Genomic DNA, 17638 nt, shown 5'->3' with positions numbered 1-17638 from the left:
CGTTGAAGACACCCTAGTGGCGCGTCGCCAACGGGTGGGAGGTCTATGCGTTGCGGGGCAGCAGCCAGGCGGTGTCGGGGTCGAAGCTCACCACGACCTCGGCGCCCTCGGGGTGGATCTCGCCGAGCTTGGGATCGGAGGCCACGGCCGTGATGGTTCCCTGGTCGGTGGTCACCTCGTATTCGACGTGGTCGCCGTAGAACACCGACGTGGTCACCCGCCCGGTCTTCGCGCCGGCCGGAACCTGCGGATCGCCCGGACGGAACAGCCGGAACGACTCCGGCCGCACCAGCAGCACCACGTCCTTCGCCGCCGCAGCGTCCGGGTGGGCCGGAACCTCGACGCTCTGGCCGAGCACCGTCACGCCCACCCGGTCGCCCGAGGCGGTGCCGCGTCGGCTCACCTCCAGGAAGTTGGCTCGCCCGATGAAGTCCGCGACGAACACCGAGGCGGGATGGCGATAGATGACGTCCGGGGTGGCGGCCTGCTCGATCTGCCCGCCGTTCATCACGATGATCCGGTCGGACATGCTCATGGCCTCCGACTGGTCATGGGTGACGTAGACGCTGGTGATGCCCAGCTGGCGTTGCAGCTTGCGGATCTCCAGGCGCATCCGCTCGCGCAGCTTGGCGTCGAGGTTCGACAGCGGCTCGTCGAACAGCAGCACCTTGGGCTTCATCACCATGGCGCGAGCCAGGGCGACGCGCTGCTGCTGGCCGCCGGAGAGCTGGTTGGGGGCGCGCTTGGCGAACATCTCCAGGTTCATCGACGCCATCACCTCGTCCACCTGGCGGGTGATCTCCTCCTTGGGGAGGCGGCGGATCTTCAGGCCGTAGGCAAGGTTGTCCCACACGCTCAGGTGCGGGAACAACGCGTAGGACTGGAAAACCATGGCCATGGGGCGCTTGTTGGGCGGGGTGGTGATCATGTCGGCGCCATCGAGCACCACGTGGCCGCCCGTCGGATCCTCGAAGCCGGCGATCATGCGCAAGGTGGTGGTCTTGCCGCAGCCGGAGGGGCCCAGCAACGTGACGAACTCGCCCGGTGCGATGGTGAGGTTGATCGCGTCCACCGCCGTGACGATCTCCTGCGCCCGGCCGAACTGCTTGGTGAGGTCGATCAGCTTCAGTTCGCCCTGGACCGGCTGGGACTGGTTGTTCGCGTGAAGGTTGTTCATGGTGAGCTTTCGGTCACATGCCCGCGGTGGGCAGGGCGGATGAGGAACGGCCGCGGACGGCGAGGCTGAGCAGGCCGATGACGGTGAGCACGATGACGATCAGGATCGTGCAGTAGGCGAAGGCGTTGCCGAAGCGGCCCGCCTCCACCTCGGAGAGGATCTGCGAGGTCATGATCCGGGTCTTCGGCGTCGTGATGAAGATGATGGCCGAGATCGTCGTCATCGAACGGGCGAAGGCGTAGACCAGGCCGCTCAGCAACGCGTCGCGGATCAAGGGGAGGGTCACTCGGGTGAAGGTGGTCGCGCCGCTCGCGCCCAGCGAGGTGGACGCCTCGTCGATCGCCGGATCGATCTGCTGCAGGGCCGCGACGCCGGAGCGCTGACCGGCCGGGGTGGCGCGTGCGATGTAGACCATCGTGATCGCCATCGCGCCACCGAGGATGGCGCCGCCGCCGGCGAGGGCCGGGAGCCAGCGCAGGTTGAACGCGTCCACCGGGCTGTTGTAGGCGATGGCGTAGCCGATGCCGAGCACGGTGCCGGGCACCGCCAGGCCGAGCATGCCGAAGAAGTCCATGTAGGGCGCGGCGCGCTTCAGCTTGCGCACCACCAGCCAGGCGATCAGCATGCCGAGGATGCCGGCGATCGGGGTGGCGATCAGCGCGAGGGTCGTCGTCGTGATGATCGCGTCGGAGCCGATGCCCTTGAACAGGTAGCGGTAGTTGTCGAGCGTGAAGGTGTTGTTGACGCCGAGGATGCGGACGAAGCCGCCGATGATCACGGAGCCGTAGATGGTGACGATCAACGCCGACAGCAGCGCGACGACGGTCAGCACGGGGATGCGCGCGGCGTTCGAGGTGATCAGCTTGGCGGTGCCCGTCGGCTTGCCGGTGACGCTGACCGCCGACTGCCGGTTGGCCCAGTAGCGCTGCAGGATGAACACCAGCAGTGCCGGCACCAGCAGCACCAGCGAGTATGCGGCGCCGGCGCCAAGGTTGTACTCGCCGATGATGGCGATGTAGGCGCGCGAGGCGAGCACGGTGTAGTCGCCACCGAGCACGATGGGGTTGGCGAGGTCAGCGATGGACTCGACGAACAGCAGCAGGAAGGACGCAGCGAAGCCCGGAATCAGCATGGGCAGCGTGACGGTGACGAAGACCTGCCACTTGTTCGCGCCCAGGCTCAGCGACGCCTCGTCGAGCGACGGATCGAGCGACCGCAGCATGCCGAGCAGATTGGTGTAGGCGACGGGGAAGAACGACAGCGACAGCACCACCGTCAGCCCTCCCAGGCCGTAGACGTCCCAGTTCAGTCCCAGCAGCTGCTTGGAGATGATGCCGGAGCGGCCGAAGAGGGTGATCACGGCGGTGGCCACCGCGAAAGGCGGCGAGACGATGGGCACCAGGGACAGCAGGTGCACGATCTTCTTTCCGCGCCACTTCATCCGCACCTGGGCGAAGGCCAGCACGAAGCCGATCAGGGTTCCGATGGCGCCCACAAGGAGGCCGAGCACCACGGTGTTGAGCACGATCTTCCGGTTGACCGGGGACGTGATCATTCGCGTCAGAGTGTTGACCCCGTCGACGGAGAAGGCCATGAACAGCGTGCGCGCGATGGGAAGCAGCACGAGGAAGAACAAGATGATGGAGACGATCACGATCAACGTGATGGTCACCGGGTCTTGGCGTACGCGGCGGCCGGGCTTCTTTGCCTTCGACGGTGCGGCGACGGGAGGTTCCACGGTGGTGGTCATGGGCGTCCGATCAGTGAGGCGCGGCCCGGACCGTTCCGGGCCACGCGGTGGATGAGGTGAGAGGTTTCGCGGGCGGGCGGTGCCGACCCGCGAAACCTCTCGGCGTCGTCACTCCTTGGGAGCGGTGGCGATCTCCTCGTCGAATCGAGCGGTCAGAGCCTCCTTGGCTGCGGCCGCGGCGGCGAAGTCGTAGTCGACGCGGTTGACCTCGTCGATGTTGACCATCCGGTCGTCCGGGGCGGCGTTCTTGTTGGTCAGCAGCTGGTAGGACTGGTGCTGCGGGCCGATCTCCTGCGCCTCGGCGGACAGCGCCCAGTCGTAGTACTGCTTGGCCGCGGCCTCGTTCTTGGAGCCGGCGATCAGTGCGACGCCGCCGATCTCCCAGCCGGTGCCGTCGCTGGGGATGGTGGTGACCAGGTCGCTCATGCCCTGTTCCGCGTACTTCACGCAGTCGTGGCTGAACACGATGGACACGCCCACCTCGCCGCGACCGGCGGACTGTGCCGGGGCCGAGCCCGAGGTGGTGTACTGCAGGATGTTGCCGTGCAGCTTCTTCATCCAGTCGAGCGCCTGGTCCTCGCCGCCGCGTAGCACGACCTGGGTCCAGAGCGCGGTGAAGGCGGTGCCGGAGGTGGCCGGGTGGGCCATCATGATCTGGCCCTTGAGCTCGGGAGCCAGCAGGTCGTCCCAGGTCTTCGGCGCCTCGACGCCCAGCTCGCCCAGCACCTTCTGGTTGGAGCAGAAGCCGAGCACGCCCACGTAGACGCCGCCCCAGTAGCCGTTGGGGTCCATCAGCGCGGGGTCGATGTCGGCGGCGGCCGGCGACTCGTATTGGGTGAGCAGCCCGGCCTCGGCGGCGACGTTGTAGCCGTCGACGGGGCCGCCGTGCCACACGTCGAACTCGGGGTTGCTCTTCGCGGACTCGAGACGGGCAACGGCCTCACCGGAGGCGAGGCGGACGTAGCTGGTCTGGATGCCGGTCTTCTCCTGGAAGGCCTGGGTCCAGGCCTGGCAGACGTCTTCCTGGTTGCCGCAGGCGACGACGAGGCTCTGGTCCTCGGCGGCCTGGGAGGCGCTGCCGCTGCCGGAGGGCGTGGTCTCGTCTTCGATGGCGCAGCCGGAAAGCAGGAGGGCGCTGACGCCCATGGCGGCGCCGGCGATTCTCCAGAGACTTCTGGCGGATCGGGTCATGGTTTCTCCTTGGGAAACAGCGGGTGAACGCTCGTTGTTCACTGAATGACGAGCATGTTACCGACTCCTCGTCCTTGCCGGGTGGGGTTTGGGGGCTACGAGCGGAAGCTGTGCCCGAATTGTGATCAAGTCAGTGCGTGATCGTCTACGCTCGCGGCATGACCGACAACGACATTCGCTGGGGCATCCTGGCCACCGGAGGCATCGCGCAGACACTGGCCGGCGACATGAAGCTCGCAGGGGTGACCATCTCCGCCGTGGCCTCTCGCAGCTTGGACTCCGCCCAGGCCTTCGCCGAGCGCTACGGAATCCCGACCGCCCACGGCGACTACCCGTCGCTGGCCGCCGACCCCGATGTGGACGCCGTCTATATCGCGACGCCGCACCCGATGCACGCCGAGTGGGCGCTGGCCATGATCGACGCCGGCAAGCACGTCCTGGTGGAGAAGTCCTTCACCGTGGATCGTGCCGAGGCCGAGCAGATCCGCGATCGCGCCCGGGCGAAGGGTGTGCTGGCGATGGAGGCCATGTGGACCCGCTACCTGCCGCACATGGCACGCATCCACGAGATCATCGCCGCCGGGACGCTGGGTGAGTTGCGCGGGCTGATCGCCGACCACTCGCAGAAGCTGCCGTCCGATCCGACGCACCGGATCAACGCGCTCGAACTGGGCGGCGGTGCGCTGCTCGACCTGACCATCTATCCCATCTCCTTCGCCTTCGACCTCTTCGGCACGCCCGAGACGGTGAAGGCCCAGGCCGTGATGGGGCCTACCGGCGTCGACGTGGTGGATGCCATCTCCTTCGGCTACGGGGACGGCGCACTCGCGTCGCTCTACGCCACCTCGCAGGCCGCGGGGCCCAACAGTGCCGTTGTGCTGGGCACGGAGGCGCGCATCGAGATCGACGGCGTCTGGTACGCGCCCACCTCGTTCCGCGTGATCCGTCCGGACGGCGAGGTGCTGGAGAGCTACCAGTCCGAGGTGTTCGGTTCTGGGCGCGAGCTTCAGGTGCTGGCCTTCGAGCGCTACCTGGCCGAGGGCAAGCTGGATAGCGACCGCCTCGGCCTCGACGAGTCCGTCGAGATCATGGGCGTCTGCGACGAGATCCGCCGCCAGATCGGCCTGACCTACTGAGCGTCGCCCGGGTAACGGGCTGTTGACCGTCTGAAAGGGAGATCTTCCACCGTCTGCGGTGGAAGATCTCCCTTTGGAGTCCTCGGGGCGGTGTCCTGATGACCTCACGTGTTGGTGGCGACGTTCTGCTTCGTGACTGGTGCTACCAAGGGTCGGGCGCGCACCGTCCGCGGAGCTTGTTGAGGATCCGTCCGGGCGTGCGGAGCGCCGCCTTTCGTCTGGCGGCCTGCTCCCTGGCGCGTGAGAGGTGGCGATCCTGCCGGTGCTGACACCCCTTACGTCGCGGCTCTGGGAGAGCGGCCTGCGGGCTGTTGCTCGCGGTCGGGTCGTCGGCAGGTGTTGCCCGGTTGCCCGAAAGTGTTGCCCGTATCGTACATTCGTTCGGTTTTGTCAGACCCTGTCTGTAGCGTTCTGGATATGGAAACGACGACACGAACCAGCACCCGGGAGGCCCTTGAGGCCATCACCGGCTGGTTGGCTGTCATCAACCCCACCGAGTGGGATGTGCTGCCCGAACCCGAACTACTGGAGCTGTTGTGGCAAGCCCGGAAACTCGCGGACCGGGTAACGGGGTTGGCGGCGATGTTGACCGCGACGACGGAACGCAGGAACGCGGCGATCCTCGTGACGAGCACTCCGTTGAACACGTTGATCGCGCAGACCGAGCATCGTGACGGGAAGGACGCGAACCGGGCGATCTTCCAAGGACGTGACCTCACAAGGAATCCCGCCGTGGCGGCAGCAGTACTGGAAGGGGTGATCTCCACTGAGCATGCGCGGGGTGTGGTCAAAGCGATGAAGGAGTTACCTTCGGATCTCACCCGTGCCCAGGCAGAAAAGATCACCGGGCTGCTGGTGAACGAGGCCACCCACACCGTGCCGAGTGAGCTACCAGGCAAAGCCAAGGAAGCACTACGCCGGGTGGCACCGGAGTTGGTTCCCTCCCCAGCGGATGAGGACAAGATCCTGGCGGAGCAGCGTCGTATCGCACTACGCCGGCGCTCCTTCACCTACGGGGATGATGAGGAGGGCTCGATCTGGTTCCGTGGATCGTTGCCGCACCTGGAAGCAGAGCCCTTGCTCAACTCCCTGCATCAGTTGGTGGCGGCTGGGAAACGCACGGAACGCGACAAGCCCACCAGCTCTGTCGGGCGTGAGATCACGAGAGAGCAGCGCTACGCCGACGCCCTCACCCAACTCGCCGAAGAACCACAAACTGGACGGCGGGCTCGTCCCCGCGCGACGGTGATCGTGACCATCAAAGAGGCAGACCTTTACGCGAAAGCCCATGCAGCGGGGGTGTTGTCGTCCGGACACAGGATCCCTGCCGGTGAACTCCGCCGACTCCTGTGCGACGCCAACGTCATCCCCGTTGTTTTGGGTGGTGATTCGGAGATCCTGGATGTCGGCACCACCTACCGGTTCGTCACCCCCGCCATCCGCCGGGCCCTGTCCGTCCGTGACGGGGAGTGTGTGTTCCCGTCGTGCACGGTGCCGGATGCCGAATGCGATGCGCACCACGTGATTCCATGGAAACATGGCGGCCCCACCAGCCTGGGGAATCTGGTGTTGTTGTGCGGCCATCATCATGGGCTGGTCGAGCCCCGGGATGGGGACGATCCCACCACCAAATGGCAGATCGGCTTCGATCCGAGAACGAAGAAGCCCGTCCTGACGAGACCGGGAATGGCCAAGATCACACTCCTACCCCAACCAGACATCCTCACCAGAGGCAGCCCCATACCCAGGAAGCCCGCACCCCAGCCCCAGCTCTGCTGAGGATTTCCGGTCACGGGGAACGGTCGGCATGGCAGGTTTTCTCCTTGCTGGGCGGCCCCAGCATTGCAGGCCGTCCTTGCAGGAGGTCGATACGGCGATGATCACCGCGCGGAATCTCAGGCCGGACGTGCACCAGCGGTTTCGCGAGCACGGGGCTGTCGGTGGTCGACTTGTTCGCGGTCTGACTAGGCAAAGAGCCGAGAAGACTCCGGGTGGCTGTTCTGTCGGATTTTCGTCTCGGGTATCAGGTCTACTGAGTGGTTTCGGGGCGTACCGTTCGGTTACCTCTCGGATCGCTTGGGGCCCGAAGGTCTAGCATCAGGAGGCACCGTGGCAAAGCAGCCGAAACCGCCGGTTGAAAAGTGGACCAAGGGACAGCAAGACAGAGCTGTGCAAGCGCTGAATGACGCAATAGCCTCCCTGGCGCCTACAGCCGCCGCAGTTCCTCCTGAGATTCAGGTGCTCCAGTACGAGGTGTCGGACGTACTCGCGCGCCTGCGTGCGCAAACGACTGCCGCAGGCTGGAAAGATAGTGACTACAAGAAGGCTGAAGCTGCCTTCTCCAAAGCGGTCGAAGCGTTGAGTTCAAGTAGTCCGCCTGTTCCGACGCACATAGTTGAGCTTCGCAAGCAGACGGAGAAGGTACTTAGCGATCTCAAGACGCAAGGTGCCGGTGGCGGGAATGGCTGAGCCAGACGCCGGTGAGAGCGGCGGGAAGCCGCCCCTGGATGCGACGAGGCAGTCGATCCAGGCTATTCGCGACGACCTGGGCAAGTTCGGTACCGGGCTTGGTATCGGCAGCAGCATTTTTCTGGGAGGCACCGCTGTCCTGAACTTCGACTCTCTCTTTCCTCTGCCCCAGGGGTGGCCTTGGTGGGTAGCTCTCGTCATGATTTTTGTTGCTGCCGCAGCGGGATCGGTCCTTCTGACGAGAAGGTTCTTCGTTGCTCGTCGTCGTGTGGTGATCGACACCATGGACTACGGGGATGAGGAGTCTCTAGACGGGTTGTCTGAGCGGAAGGGTGGGCTATCCGACGAGGAGCGACTACTGGTGAGACGCCGGTTCGACGAACTGGCTCACGAAGAAGGCGCGAGGAACGTCGTCGCGGTGGAACGTCGCGGCGAGCGACTGATCCGGATAGCCAGTGCGGCGGCGCTGCGGGGAGATGAACAGATCGCGACGTGGGCGAAGAGCGAGGGGGAACGTCTGCTGGCAGGCGTCTCCCAGGCCAGCGCCGAGGCGGGACTGAAAGTGATCGAGCGCCGGTCGGCTCAGGTCTATAAGGGCGTCGGTACCGGGGTTCTTGCTGTTGTGACGGCGTTGGGAGTCGTCGGGGGCTTCGTCCTCGCTGACTTTTCGAAGGGCGAAAGAGAGAAAGCGGAGTCCTGGGTCGCGTGCCAGCAGGAGCTGAAGGATGATCAGCCCGCGTTCCGCGAAGAGGTATGTCGACAGCTTCTGTCTGAGGCTAAGGAGGCGAAGTCCGGCGTCAGCAATGTCCCGCCGACGGCTGATCCTGCGGAAGTGAAAGTAGATAAAGGCTTCTTGTCCAGGCTCAACACGTGCTGGAGGACGGCATCCGTTGCAGGCATCCCCGAGGAGCTTCGGCTGCGGGCGGTTGAGCGGTGTGCAGGGTTGTCGCCAGCTGAGAGCGAATGAGGCTGAGGCGAGACAAAGACGAATCCCGGTTGTGGCTGGCTAGACCAACCACAACCGGGATTCACCTATCTAGAGATCAGCTCTCGACCTGGGCGATCAGCTTCTCCAGCAGATCGACGGCGCAGTCGGGGATGATCGTGCCGGGCGGGTAGATCGCGTCGGCGCCGTTGGCGTACAGCTCGTCGAAGTCCTGCGCCGGGATGACGCCGCCCACGACGATCATGATGTCCTGACGGCCCAGTTTGTCCAGCTCGGCGCGCAGCTCGGGCACCAGAGTGAGGTGACCGGCTGCCAGCGAGGAGGCACCCACGATGTGCACGTCGGACTCGATGGCCTGACGCGCGGCCTCCTCGGGGGTCTGGAACAGCGGGCCGACGTCGACGTCCATGCCCAGATCGGCGAACGCGGTGGCGATCACCTTCTGGCCGCGGTCGTGGCCGTCCTGGCCCATCTTGGCGATCAGGATGCGGGGACGACGACCCTCCCTCTCCTCGAACTCCTCGACGAGATGGCGAGCGGTCTTGATCGACTCGTTCGAGCCGGCCTCCTGGTTGTACACACCGGAAATGGTACGGATCTGCGCGGTGTAGCGCCCGTAGACCTTCTCCAGCGCGTCCGAAATCTCGCCGCCTGACGCCTTGGCGCGGGCCGCGTCGATGGCCAGCTTCAGCAGGTTGCGGTCGGGATCGGTCGGATCCGGGTTGGCGGCGGCCCAGGTGAGGCGCTCCAGCTTCTCCTGGGTGTCGGCCTCGTCGCGCTCGGCGCGCAGCTGCCGCAGCTTGGCGATCTGCGCCTCGCGCACGGCCTTGTTGTCGACCTTCAGCACCTCGAGGGGATCCTCGTTGTCCAGCTGGTACTTGTTGACGCCGAGCACCGGCTGACGGCCGGAGTCGATGCGGGCCTGGGTACGGGCCGCGGCCTCTTCGATGCGCATCTTGGGGATGCCCGCCTCGATGGCCTTCGCCATACCGCCGGCCTGCTCGACCTCCTGGATCAGGCTCCACGCCTTGGAGGCCAGCTTCTGGGTGAGCGACTCGACGTATGCCGAACCGGCCCACGGGTCCACCGTGCGGCAGGTGCCCGACTCCTGCTGCAGGAACAGCTGGGTGTTGCGGGCGATGCGGGCGGAGAAGTCGGTCGGCAGTGCGATGGCCTCATCGAGCGCGTTGGTGTGCAGCGACTGGGTGTGGCCCTGGGTGGCGCCCATGGCCTCGACGCAGGTGCGCACGACGTTGTTGAAGACGTCCTGCGCGGTCAGCGACCAGCCGGAGGTCTGCGAGTGGGTACGCAGCGACATCGACTTGGGGTTCTTCGGTCCGAACTCCCGCACCAGGCGCGCCCACAGCAGGCGCGCCGCCCGCATCTTGGCGACCTCCATGTAGAAGTTCATGCCGACCGCCCAGAAGAAGGACAGACGGGGAGCGAACGCGTCGACGTTCAGGCCCACCGACTCGCCGGCGCGGATGTACTCGACGCCGTCGGCCAGGGTGTAGGCCATCTCGATGTCGGCCGTCGCTCCGGCCTCCTGCATGTGGTAGCCGGAGATGGAGATCGAGTTGAACCGGGGCATGTTCGCCGAGGTGAAGGCGAAGATGTCGGCGATGATCTTCATCGACGGCTGCGGCGGGTAGATGTAGGTGTTGCGGACCATGAACTCCTTCAGAATGTCATTCTGAATGGTTCCGGCCAGCTGCTCCGGCTTGACGCCCTGTTCCTCGGCCGCGACGACGTAGAGCGCCAGCACCGGGAGCACCGCGCCGTTCATCGTCATCGACACCGACATCTGATCCAGCGGGATGCCGTCGAACAGCTGGCGCATGTCGAGGATCGAGTCCACGGCCACGCCGGCCATGCCGACGTCGCCGGTCACGCGGGGGTGGTCCGAGTCGTAGCCGCGATGGGTCGCCAGGTCGAAGGCGATCGACAGGCCCTTCTGGCCGGCCGCGAGGTTGCGGCGGTAGAAGGCGTTGGACTCCTCGGCGGTGGAGAAGCCCGCGTACTGGCGCACGGTCCAGGGCTGGTTGACGTACATCGTCGCGTAGGGGCCCCGCAGGAACGGCGGGATGCCCGGGCGGGTGCTCAGGAAGTCCAGACCGTTCAGATCCTTCTCCGTGAACAGCGTGGGCACCTCGATCTGCTCCGGCGTCATCCAGTGCTCGGAGTGCGCGAGCGAGTTGTTGATCTCTGCGAAGGCCGCCGCGGCATCAGCCGGAATGCTGGAGGCCAACGGCACGTCGGTAAAACGTGGAATGGTCATGTGATTCAGGCTCCCAACTGGTCCAGCGTGGTCGAAAGCAGCTCGACCACATTCATTCCGTCGAACACGTTGCCGTCGACGGCGGCCTCGCCGCCCTCGCCCAGCTCCCTGATCTGTCCGGCGACGAGCACCTGCTCGGCGCCCGCGGCACGCAGCGCCTCGGCCACCGCGATGCCTTGAGCGACGTAGACCTTGGCGCTGGAGCACAGCACCGCGACGGTCGTGCCGGCCTCGGTCAGCTGACGTGCGAAGTCCTCGGGCGTGGTGCCCTCGGCGTTCACGGTCTCGATCCCGCCCACGTGGTACAGGTTCGAGGTGAAGCCCTCGCGGCCGCCGAAGTCGCGGCGAGCGCCAAGGCAGGCGAGCAGCACCTTCGGGCCCTTGCCCGCGGCGCGGGCGGCATCCGAGCGATCGCGCAGGTCTTCGAAGACCTGGGAATCGCGCTTCAGTGTGAGGCCGGTGTACTCCGGTGCGGCCGGACGCGGGGTGCAGTCGCGCAAGGCCTCGGTGTGGTTGGGGAACATCGAGACGCCGGTCAGCGGCACCTTGCGGGTGGCGAGGGCCTTGGCGCGCGCCTCGTTGACCTCGTCGAGCTGGGCCTTGATCGTGCCGTCGGCCAGTTTCGCGACGAAGCCGTCGGCGTCGATGCCCTGGAAGACCGCCCAGGCCTTCTCGCTGAGCTGGCGGGTCATCGACTCGATGAACCAGGCGCCGCCGCCGGGATCGTTGACCCGGCCCAGGTTGGATTCCTCGGCCAGCGCGATCTGGGTGTTGCGCGCGATGCGGCGGGAGAAGTCGTCGGGCAGACCGAGCACGGTGTCGAAGGGCAACACTGTCTGGATCTCGGCGCCACCGACGGCAGCCGAGAAGCAGGAGATGGTGCCGCGCAGCATGTTGACGTAGGTGTCGTCGCGCGACAGCTGACGCTCCGAGGTGACGGCGTGCTGGATGGCGCCGCGCCGGGATGGCGTGACCTCCAGCACCTCGCCCACCCGCGACCACAACTCGCGCAGCGCACGCAGCCGGGAGATGGTGACGAACTGGTCGGTGCCGGCGCTGACCCGGAACACGATCTGGTCGAAGGCCTCGTCGGCGCTGAGCCCGGCGGCGGTGAGCGCGCGCACGTACTCGACGCCCACGGCCAGCGCGTAGGCCAGCTCGTGCACGTCGCCGGCGCCCGCGTTGTTGTACACGGTGGCATCCACGACGATGGGGCGAACGCCCGCGTAGGGCTTGGCCAGCTCGACGGCCTCGGCGAGCACCGACAGATCGGGCTGGGTGCCGCGCAGCGCGGCGGAGCCGATCGGGTCGACGCCGAGGTAGCCGGACAGGGCCGCTGCGTCCTTACCCGACGCGGCGAACACCTCCACCAGCGCCTTGGCGGCTTCGATCTGCTGGGTGCGGCTGGCCAGGTAGATCGGGGCCAGGTCGAGCAGCACGCCCGAGAGCACCGACGCCACGTCGTCGACCGCGATCGCGTCGGGATCCACGCGCAGGTACACCGCGGTGCAGCCGCGATCCAGATCAGTCAGGATCGCCTTGTTGGTGACCACCGGATCCGGGTTCTCGTGCAGCTGCGCGACATGCCAGGAGTCCATCTCGCCGTTGCGCACGGTGGTGCCGCGGGTGAACGGGGGAACGCCGGGATAGCCCAGTTCCTCCGCCCCGTCCTCGCGGGTGTACAGCGGTTTGATGACCAAACCGTCGACCGTCGTGCTCGTCAGGCGCTTGTAGGCCTGCTCGATGCTGAGCTCCTTGCCTTCCGGTCGCCGGCGGTTCAATACCTTCAGTACCTCCCGCTCCCAATCAGCCTGGGTGGGGGTATCGAAGTCGGCGGCCAGGCTGATCTCGGCCGCACTCATGCCTTCTTCACTCATCGCTCTCCGTCCAAGGTTCTGAGGGTCTTTGTAAGACCGTTCACCACACTAGACCAGGCATGTTTCGTAAATGCGGGCGGGGTAAGTGAAGGCATTTGCGCTTGTCAAAGCGCCCTTCGAGGCGGGAGCCCGCCTCGGGGATCACCGTGAGGCGGCTCGGCTCAGCACTCGACGACGTTGACGGCGAGGCCGGCCTGGCTGGTCTCCTTGTAACGCTCCGACATGTCGGCCCCGGTCTGGCGCATCGTCTCGATGGTGGTGTCCAGCGAGACGACGTGGGTTCCGTCGCCGAGCAGAGCGAGTCGGGTGGCCATCAGCGCCGTCGACGCGGCGATCGCATTGCGCTCGATGCAGGGGATCTGGACCAGGCCGCCGACCGGGTCGCAGGTGAGGCCCAGGTGGTGCTCGATGGCGATCTCGGCCGCGTTCTCGATCTGCGCGGGAGTGCCGCCGCGCACCGCCGTCAGGCCCGCCGCAGCCATCGCGCAGGCGCTGCCCACCTCGGCCTGGCAGCCGGCCTCGGCGCCCGAGATCGAGGCGTTCGCCTTGAAGATCGAGCCGATCGCGGTAGCCGTGAGCAGGAAGGTGTGGATGTCCTCGCGCGGGAAGCCCTTCTCCACCGTCGCGTAGTACAGCACGGCGGGCAGCACGCCCGACGCCCCGTTGGTGGGGGCGGTCACCACGCGGCCACCGCCCGCGTTCTCCTCGTTCACCGCCAGCGCGTACATGGCCAGCGCCTCGCCCGACTGGCGAGAGACTCCTTCTTCCATGAGACGCTCCCAGCCCGCAGCTGCTCGACGGCGCACGTGCAGTCCGCCCGGGAGCACGCCCTCGGCATGCAGACCACGCTCGACGCAGCCCTTCATCGCCTCCCAGATGGCGTCCAGCCCTTCGCCCGCGCGCTCGGCGCCATGGAGGGCCACCTCGTCGTCCCAGGCGATGTCGCGGATGGCTCTGGCGGGTGCGGTGGCTCCTTTCGAGACGCTCGTTCCTCGCTCCTCAAGGAGCGTGGTTTGGTGCTTCGCGCCCTTCGTGATTGTCGAGGCACCTTCGTCGTTGCTCAAAGAGCGTGGGGAAGGAGATCCGATGACGCTCCTTGAGGTGCGAGCGGAGCGAGCCTCGAAAGGAGCAGCCGTCAAAGCCAAGAGTTCCGCCATGTTGCCGTAGACGTGCGCGGGGCGCTTGTCGGTGGCCGGGGCATCGTCGTCGCCCACTCGGACGATGAAGCCGCCGCCGATGGAGAGGTAGGTTTCCTGGACGATCTCGCCGCTGCCGACCAGCGCGTACAGCACCATCGAGTTGGGGTGGCCCGCGTGACGCGACAGGGGAGCGAACTCGATGTCGTCCTTGTGCAGGGCGACGCCGCCGACATCGAGCACCTCGCCCCGGTACAACTCGGCCCACTGGCCATGGACCAGGGCAGGATCGACGGTCTCCGGCTCGTGGCCGCGCAGGCCGGCGATGACCGCGTCGGGCGTGCCGTGACCGACGCCGGTGGCGGCGAGCGATCCCTCCAGTCGGCAGCGGAACCGGGTCACGCCGTCGAGCAGGCCTGCGGCACGGAGCCGTTGCCGGAAGTCCAGCCCAGCGCGCATGGCCCCACCGTGTGCGAACTGGAGGGGCCGATACCGATGGAAAAAAGCTCGAGCGCGGAGACATAGACTCCGCGCCCGAACTTCTTGTTGGTACTCACCTACTCGGGGCCTTGTGGTTGGAACGTGTATCGCTGACGGTTCCGCAGACATTGCCGATCAGCATGCCGGCAGCCGGAAGTGCTGCGCCCCAACCATCTGCCCATCCCAGCATGCCGAGCGCAAGTAGTGCGACCACCCCGATGAATAGGCCGCGAGCGGCGAACTCGTAGAAATTATCACCCTGGCGGGTGAAGCGTATCTGTCCGAACAGTGCGATGGCCCCGCAGGCAACAATCCAAGCGTACACAAAACCGACACCAAACATCCGCTCGTATGTAAGCGCGTCGACCAAATTGTCGACCCAGCGCGTGTCCCCGAGAATGCCGGTTATGAGTTCGAGCAGGAGCCCGATTGCCAGGATCGCCACAAGCTGGGCCAGAGTGCCGACTACGGTTATAACAAGGTGAAACCCGAGCAATCCGAATCTGCTCCTCGGCCTCATGGGTTTTGAGGAATACGCGCTGCCGCCGTGCCCGCTTAGGCTATTGGCTGAGGAGGAGGAATACGCGCCGCCGTCGTACCCTCTTAGGCCATTGGCTCCTGCGGAGATGGAGGGGGGCGGATTGACGAAGGGGTCGCTGCGTGAAGGATGCCAGCCGCCAGAATGATCGACATGGTTGCCCCAGATGCTGTCGTGGGACTCGCCGATCTTGTTGCCGCTGGCGTCGTAGTGGTTGGTGTGGTTGCCCCAGATGCTGTCGTGGGACTCGCCGATCTTGTTGCCGCTGGCGTCGTAGTGGTTGGTGTGGTTGCCCCAGATGCTGTCGTGGGACTCGCCGGACTTGTTGCCGCTGGCGTCGTAGTGGTTGGTGTGGTTGCCCCAGATGCTGTCGTGGGACTCGCCGGACTTGTTGCCGCTGGCGTCGTAGTGGTTGGTGTGGTTGCCCCACAGGCTCTTCCTTGACCGTCCATCGTTGCCCATGGGGTGATGCTATCAAAGTGAGCTACTTTGCTCCTCTTTGGCTTGTGCCGCTGGTGTCCCTTGAATACCTTCCAAAAAAACCAGCTGCGGCACGATCCTAACTCGCCGCAGAGCTAGGCGGAACGGATAGGGCTATTTGATCCCGAGCGTGTATGAATGCTGGAAATAAAGGCCCGGGGTGTTCTGATGATCTCCTCTGGTCAGAATTCGACGCTAGGGTCGTGAAAATCACGGATTCTCGCAGCGCTTTAGACTGTAAATTGTCACAACGGCGTCAAATCCCCAAGTTCCAGGAACCTTGACCCACCCAGGCTTCGTGGCACATGTGTTGCGTGCGAGATCCTGCGTGACGTAGGACTTGGATACGTGCTCGTATCCATCCGTGTCTACCCATCCGAACTTCTTCTTCGAGTTCTCTCCGTTGTAAAGCCTGCCTTGCTCGCTGTCTTCAGCGCATTTGGTCCGGCCCCAATCTTCGCACACCGTGATATAGTTGGGGCCACCCGGAACCTTGCGGTATGTGATGCTGATGTCGCGCCAGCCAGCATTGGCTTGAAGTGGTGCGCTTACTGCGAGGGTGGCGGCGAGTGCGGCGGTGGCAAGAGGTCTGAGTGCTTTCATCCCCGCACAATACCCGAATTTTGCACGTGACAGTTCGAGTGTCCAGATTACCGCTACGTTATCTTCGACGTTCCAAAGGCGGTGCTCAGGATGTGCTTGGTGGTTGTCGGTGCCGGTAGAGATGGCTCAGAGCTCGAATGTGACCTGGGTTGCCCCGGCGGGGCGCTCGGCCTTGCGGCGCTGGAACTCGGCACGGATCTCAGGGGTCAGTGCCACGTCGATGACGGTGGCGGCCATGCTGACCGCGCCGTCGATGGTGGTGTCGTCGGCCTCAGGAGTGATCGCGACGGCGGTGAACGCCGGGTTGTGCGGCGGGGCCGCGTGGCCCCGGATGGAGACCATCGGATGGATCGACGGCACCACCTGGGAGACGTTGCCCATGTCCGTCGAGCCTCCGCCTTGGCGCACCACGGGATCGATCGTGCGGCCGCGGGCGGCGAAGTTGACGTCCCACAGGTCGGCGAGGATCTGGTCGCTCTTGACGGGGAGGTACGGGTGCTCGGTGGGCTCCCACGTCCAGTCGCAGCCGGTGGCGATCGCGCCGGCCTCGAAGCAGCGCAGCACCTTGCCCTTCATGTCGCGCCAGACGTCGAGTTCGTAGGCGCGCAGCTCCACCTGCACGACGGTGCGCTGGGGGATGATGTTGGTGGCCTCGCCGCCCAGCGAGATGAAGGCGTTCATGTTCGAGTCCTTCGACATCTGCTGGCGCAGCATCGCGAACGCGTTGAGCGCGAGCACGGCGGCGTTGGAGGCGTTGATGCCCAGCTCGGGTGCCGCCGCGGCGTGGGACGTGCGGCCGGTGTAGATCACCTGGAAGCGCTCGACGGCGGTGAAGAGCGCGCCCTTTGCGCTGTGGCTGTCGCCCGTCATGTCGGGGGACGCCGTCATGCCGTGCACCATGAGAGAGATGTGGGCGTCCTCGAAGGCGCCGGCCTCGAGCAGCGACACCTTGCCGCCGCCGTGTTCCTCGGCGGGCGTGCCGAGCAGCACCACCCGGAGGCCCGCCTCCTCGGCGACCTTCGCCAGCCCCAGCGCGGCGCCGACACCGGCGGAGCAGATCAGGTTGTGGCCGCACGCGTGGCCAACCCCGGGGAGCGCGTCGTACTCGGCGCAGATGATGACGGTGAAGTCGCCGTCGCCGTAGACGGCCTCAACGGCGGTCTCGAGGCCGTAGGCCTTCTCCGTCACCTCGAAGCCCGCCTCCCGCATCGTCTTCGCGACGAGTGCGGCGGCCTCGTACTCCTCCCACGACAGCTCAGGGTTGGCGTGGATGGCGTGGTTCAGCTCGAGGATCTGCTCCCTGAGCCCCTCGATCTCGATTCGGGCCTGTTCCTTGACGGCGACCAGGCCGCGCTCAGAATTCGACTGCTCCGTCATACTCTTGCTCCTCGTCGTCCGGGTCTCTAAGTGGGCTCAGTGTATTGACCGGTTGTTTCGGGGAAATTGCCGGGGCCATCCACGGGTTTACGCACTCGTCACACGTGACTTCCCAGCTGCCGGATGCTATTACCGTGGGACGCGGCGCTTTTGCTACGTTGTTCGCGCTCGCGTTGCACACAGCGCCCGCGCTGCGCGAC

Annotated in this window: 13 protein-coding genes; 4 read left to right on the top strand and 9 right to left on the bottom strand. The window is 65.8% G+C overall.

The features are described from left to right. Positions 1 to 43 precede the first annotated feature (43 nt). From P0D62_RS02670 to P0D62_RS02660, 3 genes are all read right to left on the bottom strand, one after another. Positions 44 to 1177: an ABC transporter ATP-binding protein gene (locus P0D62_RS02670; protein ID WP_275701073.1), complete on the bottom strand. Its 1134-nt coding sequence runs from the start codon at positions 1175 to 1177 to the stop codon at positions 44 to 46. A 13-nt stretch (positions 1178 to 1190) separates the two neighbouring features. Next, positions 1191 to 2927: an ABC transporter permease gene (locus tag P0D62_RS02665; RefSeq protein ID WP_275701072.1), complete on the bottom strand. Its 1737-nt coding sequence runs from the start codon at positions 2925 to 2927 to the stop codon at positions 1191 to 1193. Positions 2928 to 3035: 108 nt separating this feature from the next. Further along, positions 3036 to 4118: an ABC transporter substrate-binding protein gene (locus P0D62_RS02660; protein WP_275701071.1), complete on the bottom strand. Its 1083-nt coding sequence runs from the start codon at positions 4116 to 4118 to the stop codon at positions 3036 to 3038. A 158-nt stretch (positions 4119 to 4276) separates the two neighbouring features. Between P0D62_RS02660 and P0D62_RS02655 the strand changes: the two genes are divergently transcribed. The 4 genes from P0D62_RS02655 (at position 4277) to P0D62_RS02640 (ending at position 8690) form a co-directional block, all read left to right on the top strand. Further along, positions 4277 to 5254, top strand: a complete 978-nt coding sequence (locus P0D62_RS02655; protein WP_275701070.1) for a Gfo/Idh/MocA family protein — start codon at positions 4277 to 4279, stop codon at positions 5252 to 5254. A gap of 417 nt (positions 5255 to 5671) precedes the next feature. Then, positions 5672 to 7033 carry an HNH endonuclease signature motif containing protein gene (locus P0D62_RS02650; protein ID WP_275701069.1) on the top strand — a complete coding sequence of 454 codons (1362 nt, stop codon included), beginning with the start codon at positions 5672 to 5674 and terminating at the stop codon, positions 7031 to 7033. Between the two features lie 330 nt (positions 7034 to 7363). Beyond that, a complete protein-coding gene (locus P0D62_RS02645) occupies positions 7364 to 7723 on the top strand; it encodes a hypothetical protein (RefSeq protein WP_275701068.1) in 360 nt (119 codons plus the stop codon). Further along, a complete protein-coding gene (locus P0D62_RS02640; protein ID WP_275701067.1) occupies positions 7716 to 8690 on the top strand; it encodes a hypothetical protein in 975 nt (324 codons plus the stop codon). Before P0D62_RS02645 ends, P0D62_RS02640 begins: the two co-directional genes overlap by 8 nt. A 76-nt stretch (positions 8691 to 8766) precedes the next feature. Here the strand turns inward: P0D62_RS02640 and scpA are convergent, their stop codons facing one another. The 6 genes from scpA to P0D62_RS02610 form a co-directional block, all read right to left on the bottom strand. After that, positions 8767 to 10947, bottom strand: a complete 2181-nt coding sequence (gene scpA / locus P0D62_RS02635) for a methylmalonyl-CoA mutase (RefSeq protein WP_275701066.1) — start codon at positions 10945 to 10947, stop codon at positions 8767 to 8769. 5 nt (positions 10948 to 10952) lie between these two features. Then, positions 10953 to 12824: a methylmalonyl-CoA mutase small subunit gene (gene mutA, locus P0D62_RS02630; protein WP_275701065.1), complete on the bottom strand. Its 1872-nt coding sequence runs from the start codon at positions 12822 to 12824 to the stop codon at positions 10953 to 10955. Positions 12825 to 12985: 161 nt separating this feature from the next. After that, positions 12986 to 14419: an L-serine ammonia-lyase gene (locus P0D62_RS02625; protein ID WP_275701064.1), complete on the bottom strand. Its 1434-nt coding sequence runs from the start codon at positions 14417 to 14419 to the stop codon at positions 12986 to 12988. A 94-nt stretch (positions 14420 to 14513) separates the two neighbouring features. Beyond that, entirely contained in the window at positions 14514 to 15440 is a 927-nt protein-coding gene (locus tag P0D62_RS02620) for a hypothetical protein (protein WP_275701063.1), read from the bottom strand. Positions 15441 to 15668: 228 nt separating this feature from the next. Further along, positions 15669 to 16061: a hypothetical protein gene (locus P0D62_RS02615; protein ID WP_275701062.1), complete on the bottom strand. Its 393-nt coding sequence runs from the start codon at positions 16059 to 16061 to the stop codon at positions 15669 to 15671. Positions 16062 to 16187: 126 nt separating this feature from the next. Beyond that, on the bottom strand, positions 16188 to 17438 hold the full coding sequence (locus P0D62_RS02610; protein WP_275701061.1) for a M20 family metallopeptidase: 1251 nt from the start codon (positions 17436 to 17438) through the stop codon (positions 16188 to 16190). Positions 17439 to 17638: the final 200 nt, after the last annotated feature.

Source organism: Tessaracoccus caeni (assembly GCF_029211185.1).
Classification (GTDB): Bacteria; Actinomycetota; Actinomycetes; order Propionibacteriales; family Propionibacteriaceae; genus Arachnia; species Arachnia caeni.
The sequence above is the reverse complement of the archived record's forward strand: the minus strand, read 5'-3'. Positions and strand labels throughout refer to the sequence as shown.

Bases quoted from the DNA above. Each gene is read 5' to 3' on its own strand.
- P0D62_RS02640 (WP_275701067.1), top strand. From the start codon at position 7,716: ATGGCTGAGCCAGACGCCGGTGAGAGCGGCGGGAAGCCGCCCCTGGAT.
- P0D62_RS02615 (WP_275701062.1), bottom strand. From the start codon at position 16,061: ATGAAAGCACTCAGACCTCTTGCCACCGCCGCACTCGCCGCCACCCTC.
- P0D62_RS02655 (WP_275701070.1), top strand. From the start codon at position 4,277: ATGACCGACAACGACATTCGCTGGGGCATCCTGGCCACCGGAGGCATC.
- P0D62_RS02650 (WP_275701069.1), top strand. From the start codon at position 5,672: ATGGAAACGACGACACGAACCAGCACCCGGGAGGCCCTTGAGGCCATC.
- mutA (WP_275701065.1), bottom strand. From the start codon at position 12,824: ATGAGTGAAGAAGGCATGAGTGCGGCCGAGATCAGCCTGGCCGCCGAC.
- P0D62_RS02660 (WP_275701071.1), bottom strand. From the start codon at position 4,118: ATGACCCGATCCGCCAGAAGTCTCTGGAGAATCGCCGGCGCCGCCATG.
- P0D62_RS02620 (WP_275701063.1), bottom strand. From the start codon at position 15,440: ATGGGCAACGATGGACGGTCAAGGAAGAGCCTGTGGGGCAACCACACC.
- P0D62_RS02625 (WP_275701064.1), bottom strand. From the start codon at position 14,419: ATGCGCGCTGGGCTGGACTTCCGGCAACGGCTCCGTGCCGCAGGCCTG.
- P0D62_RS02670 (WP_275701073.1), bottom strand. From the start codon at position 1,177: ATGAACAACCTTCACGCGAACAACCAGTCCCAGCCGGTCCAGGGCGAA.
- P0D62_RS02610 (WP_275701061.1), bottom strand. From the start codon at position 17,438: ATGACGGAGCAGTCGAATTCTGAGCGCGGCCTGGTCGCCGTCAAGGAA.
- scpA (WP_275701066.1), bottom strand. From the start codon at position 10,947: ATGACCATTCCACGTTTTACCGACGTGCCGTTGGCCTCCAGCATTCCG.
- P0D62_RS02665 (WP_275701072.1), bottom strand. From the start codon at position 2,927: ATGACCACCACCGTGGAACCTCCCGTCGCCGCACCGTCGAAGGCAAAG.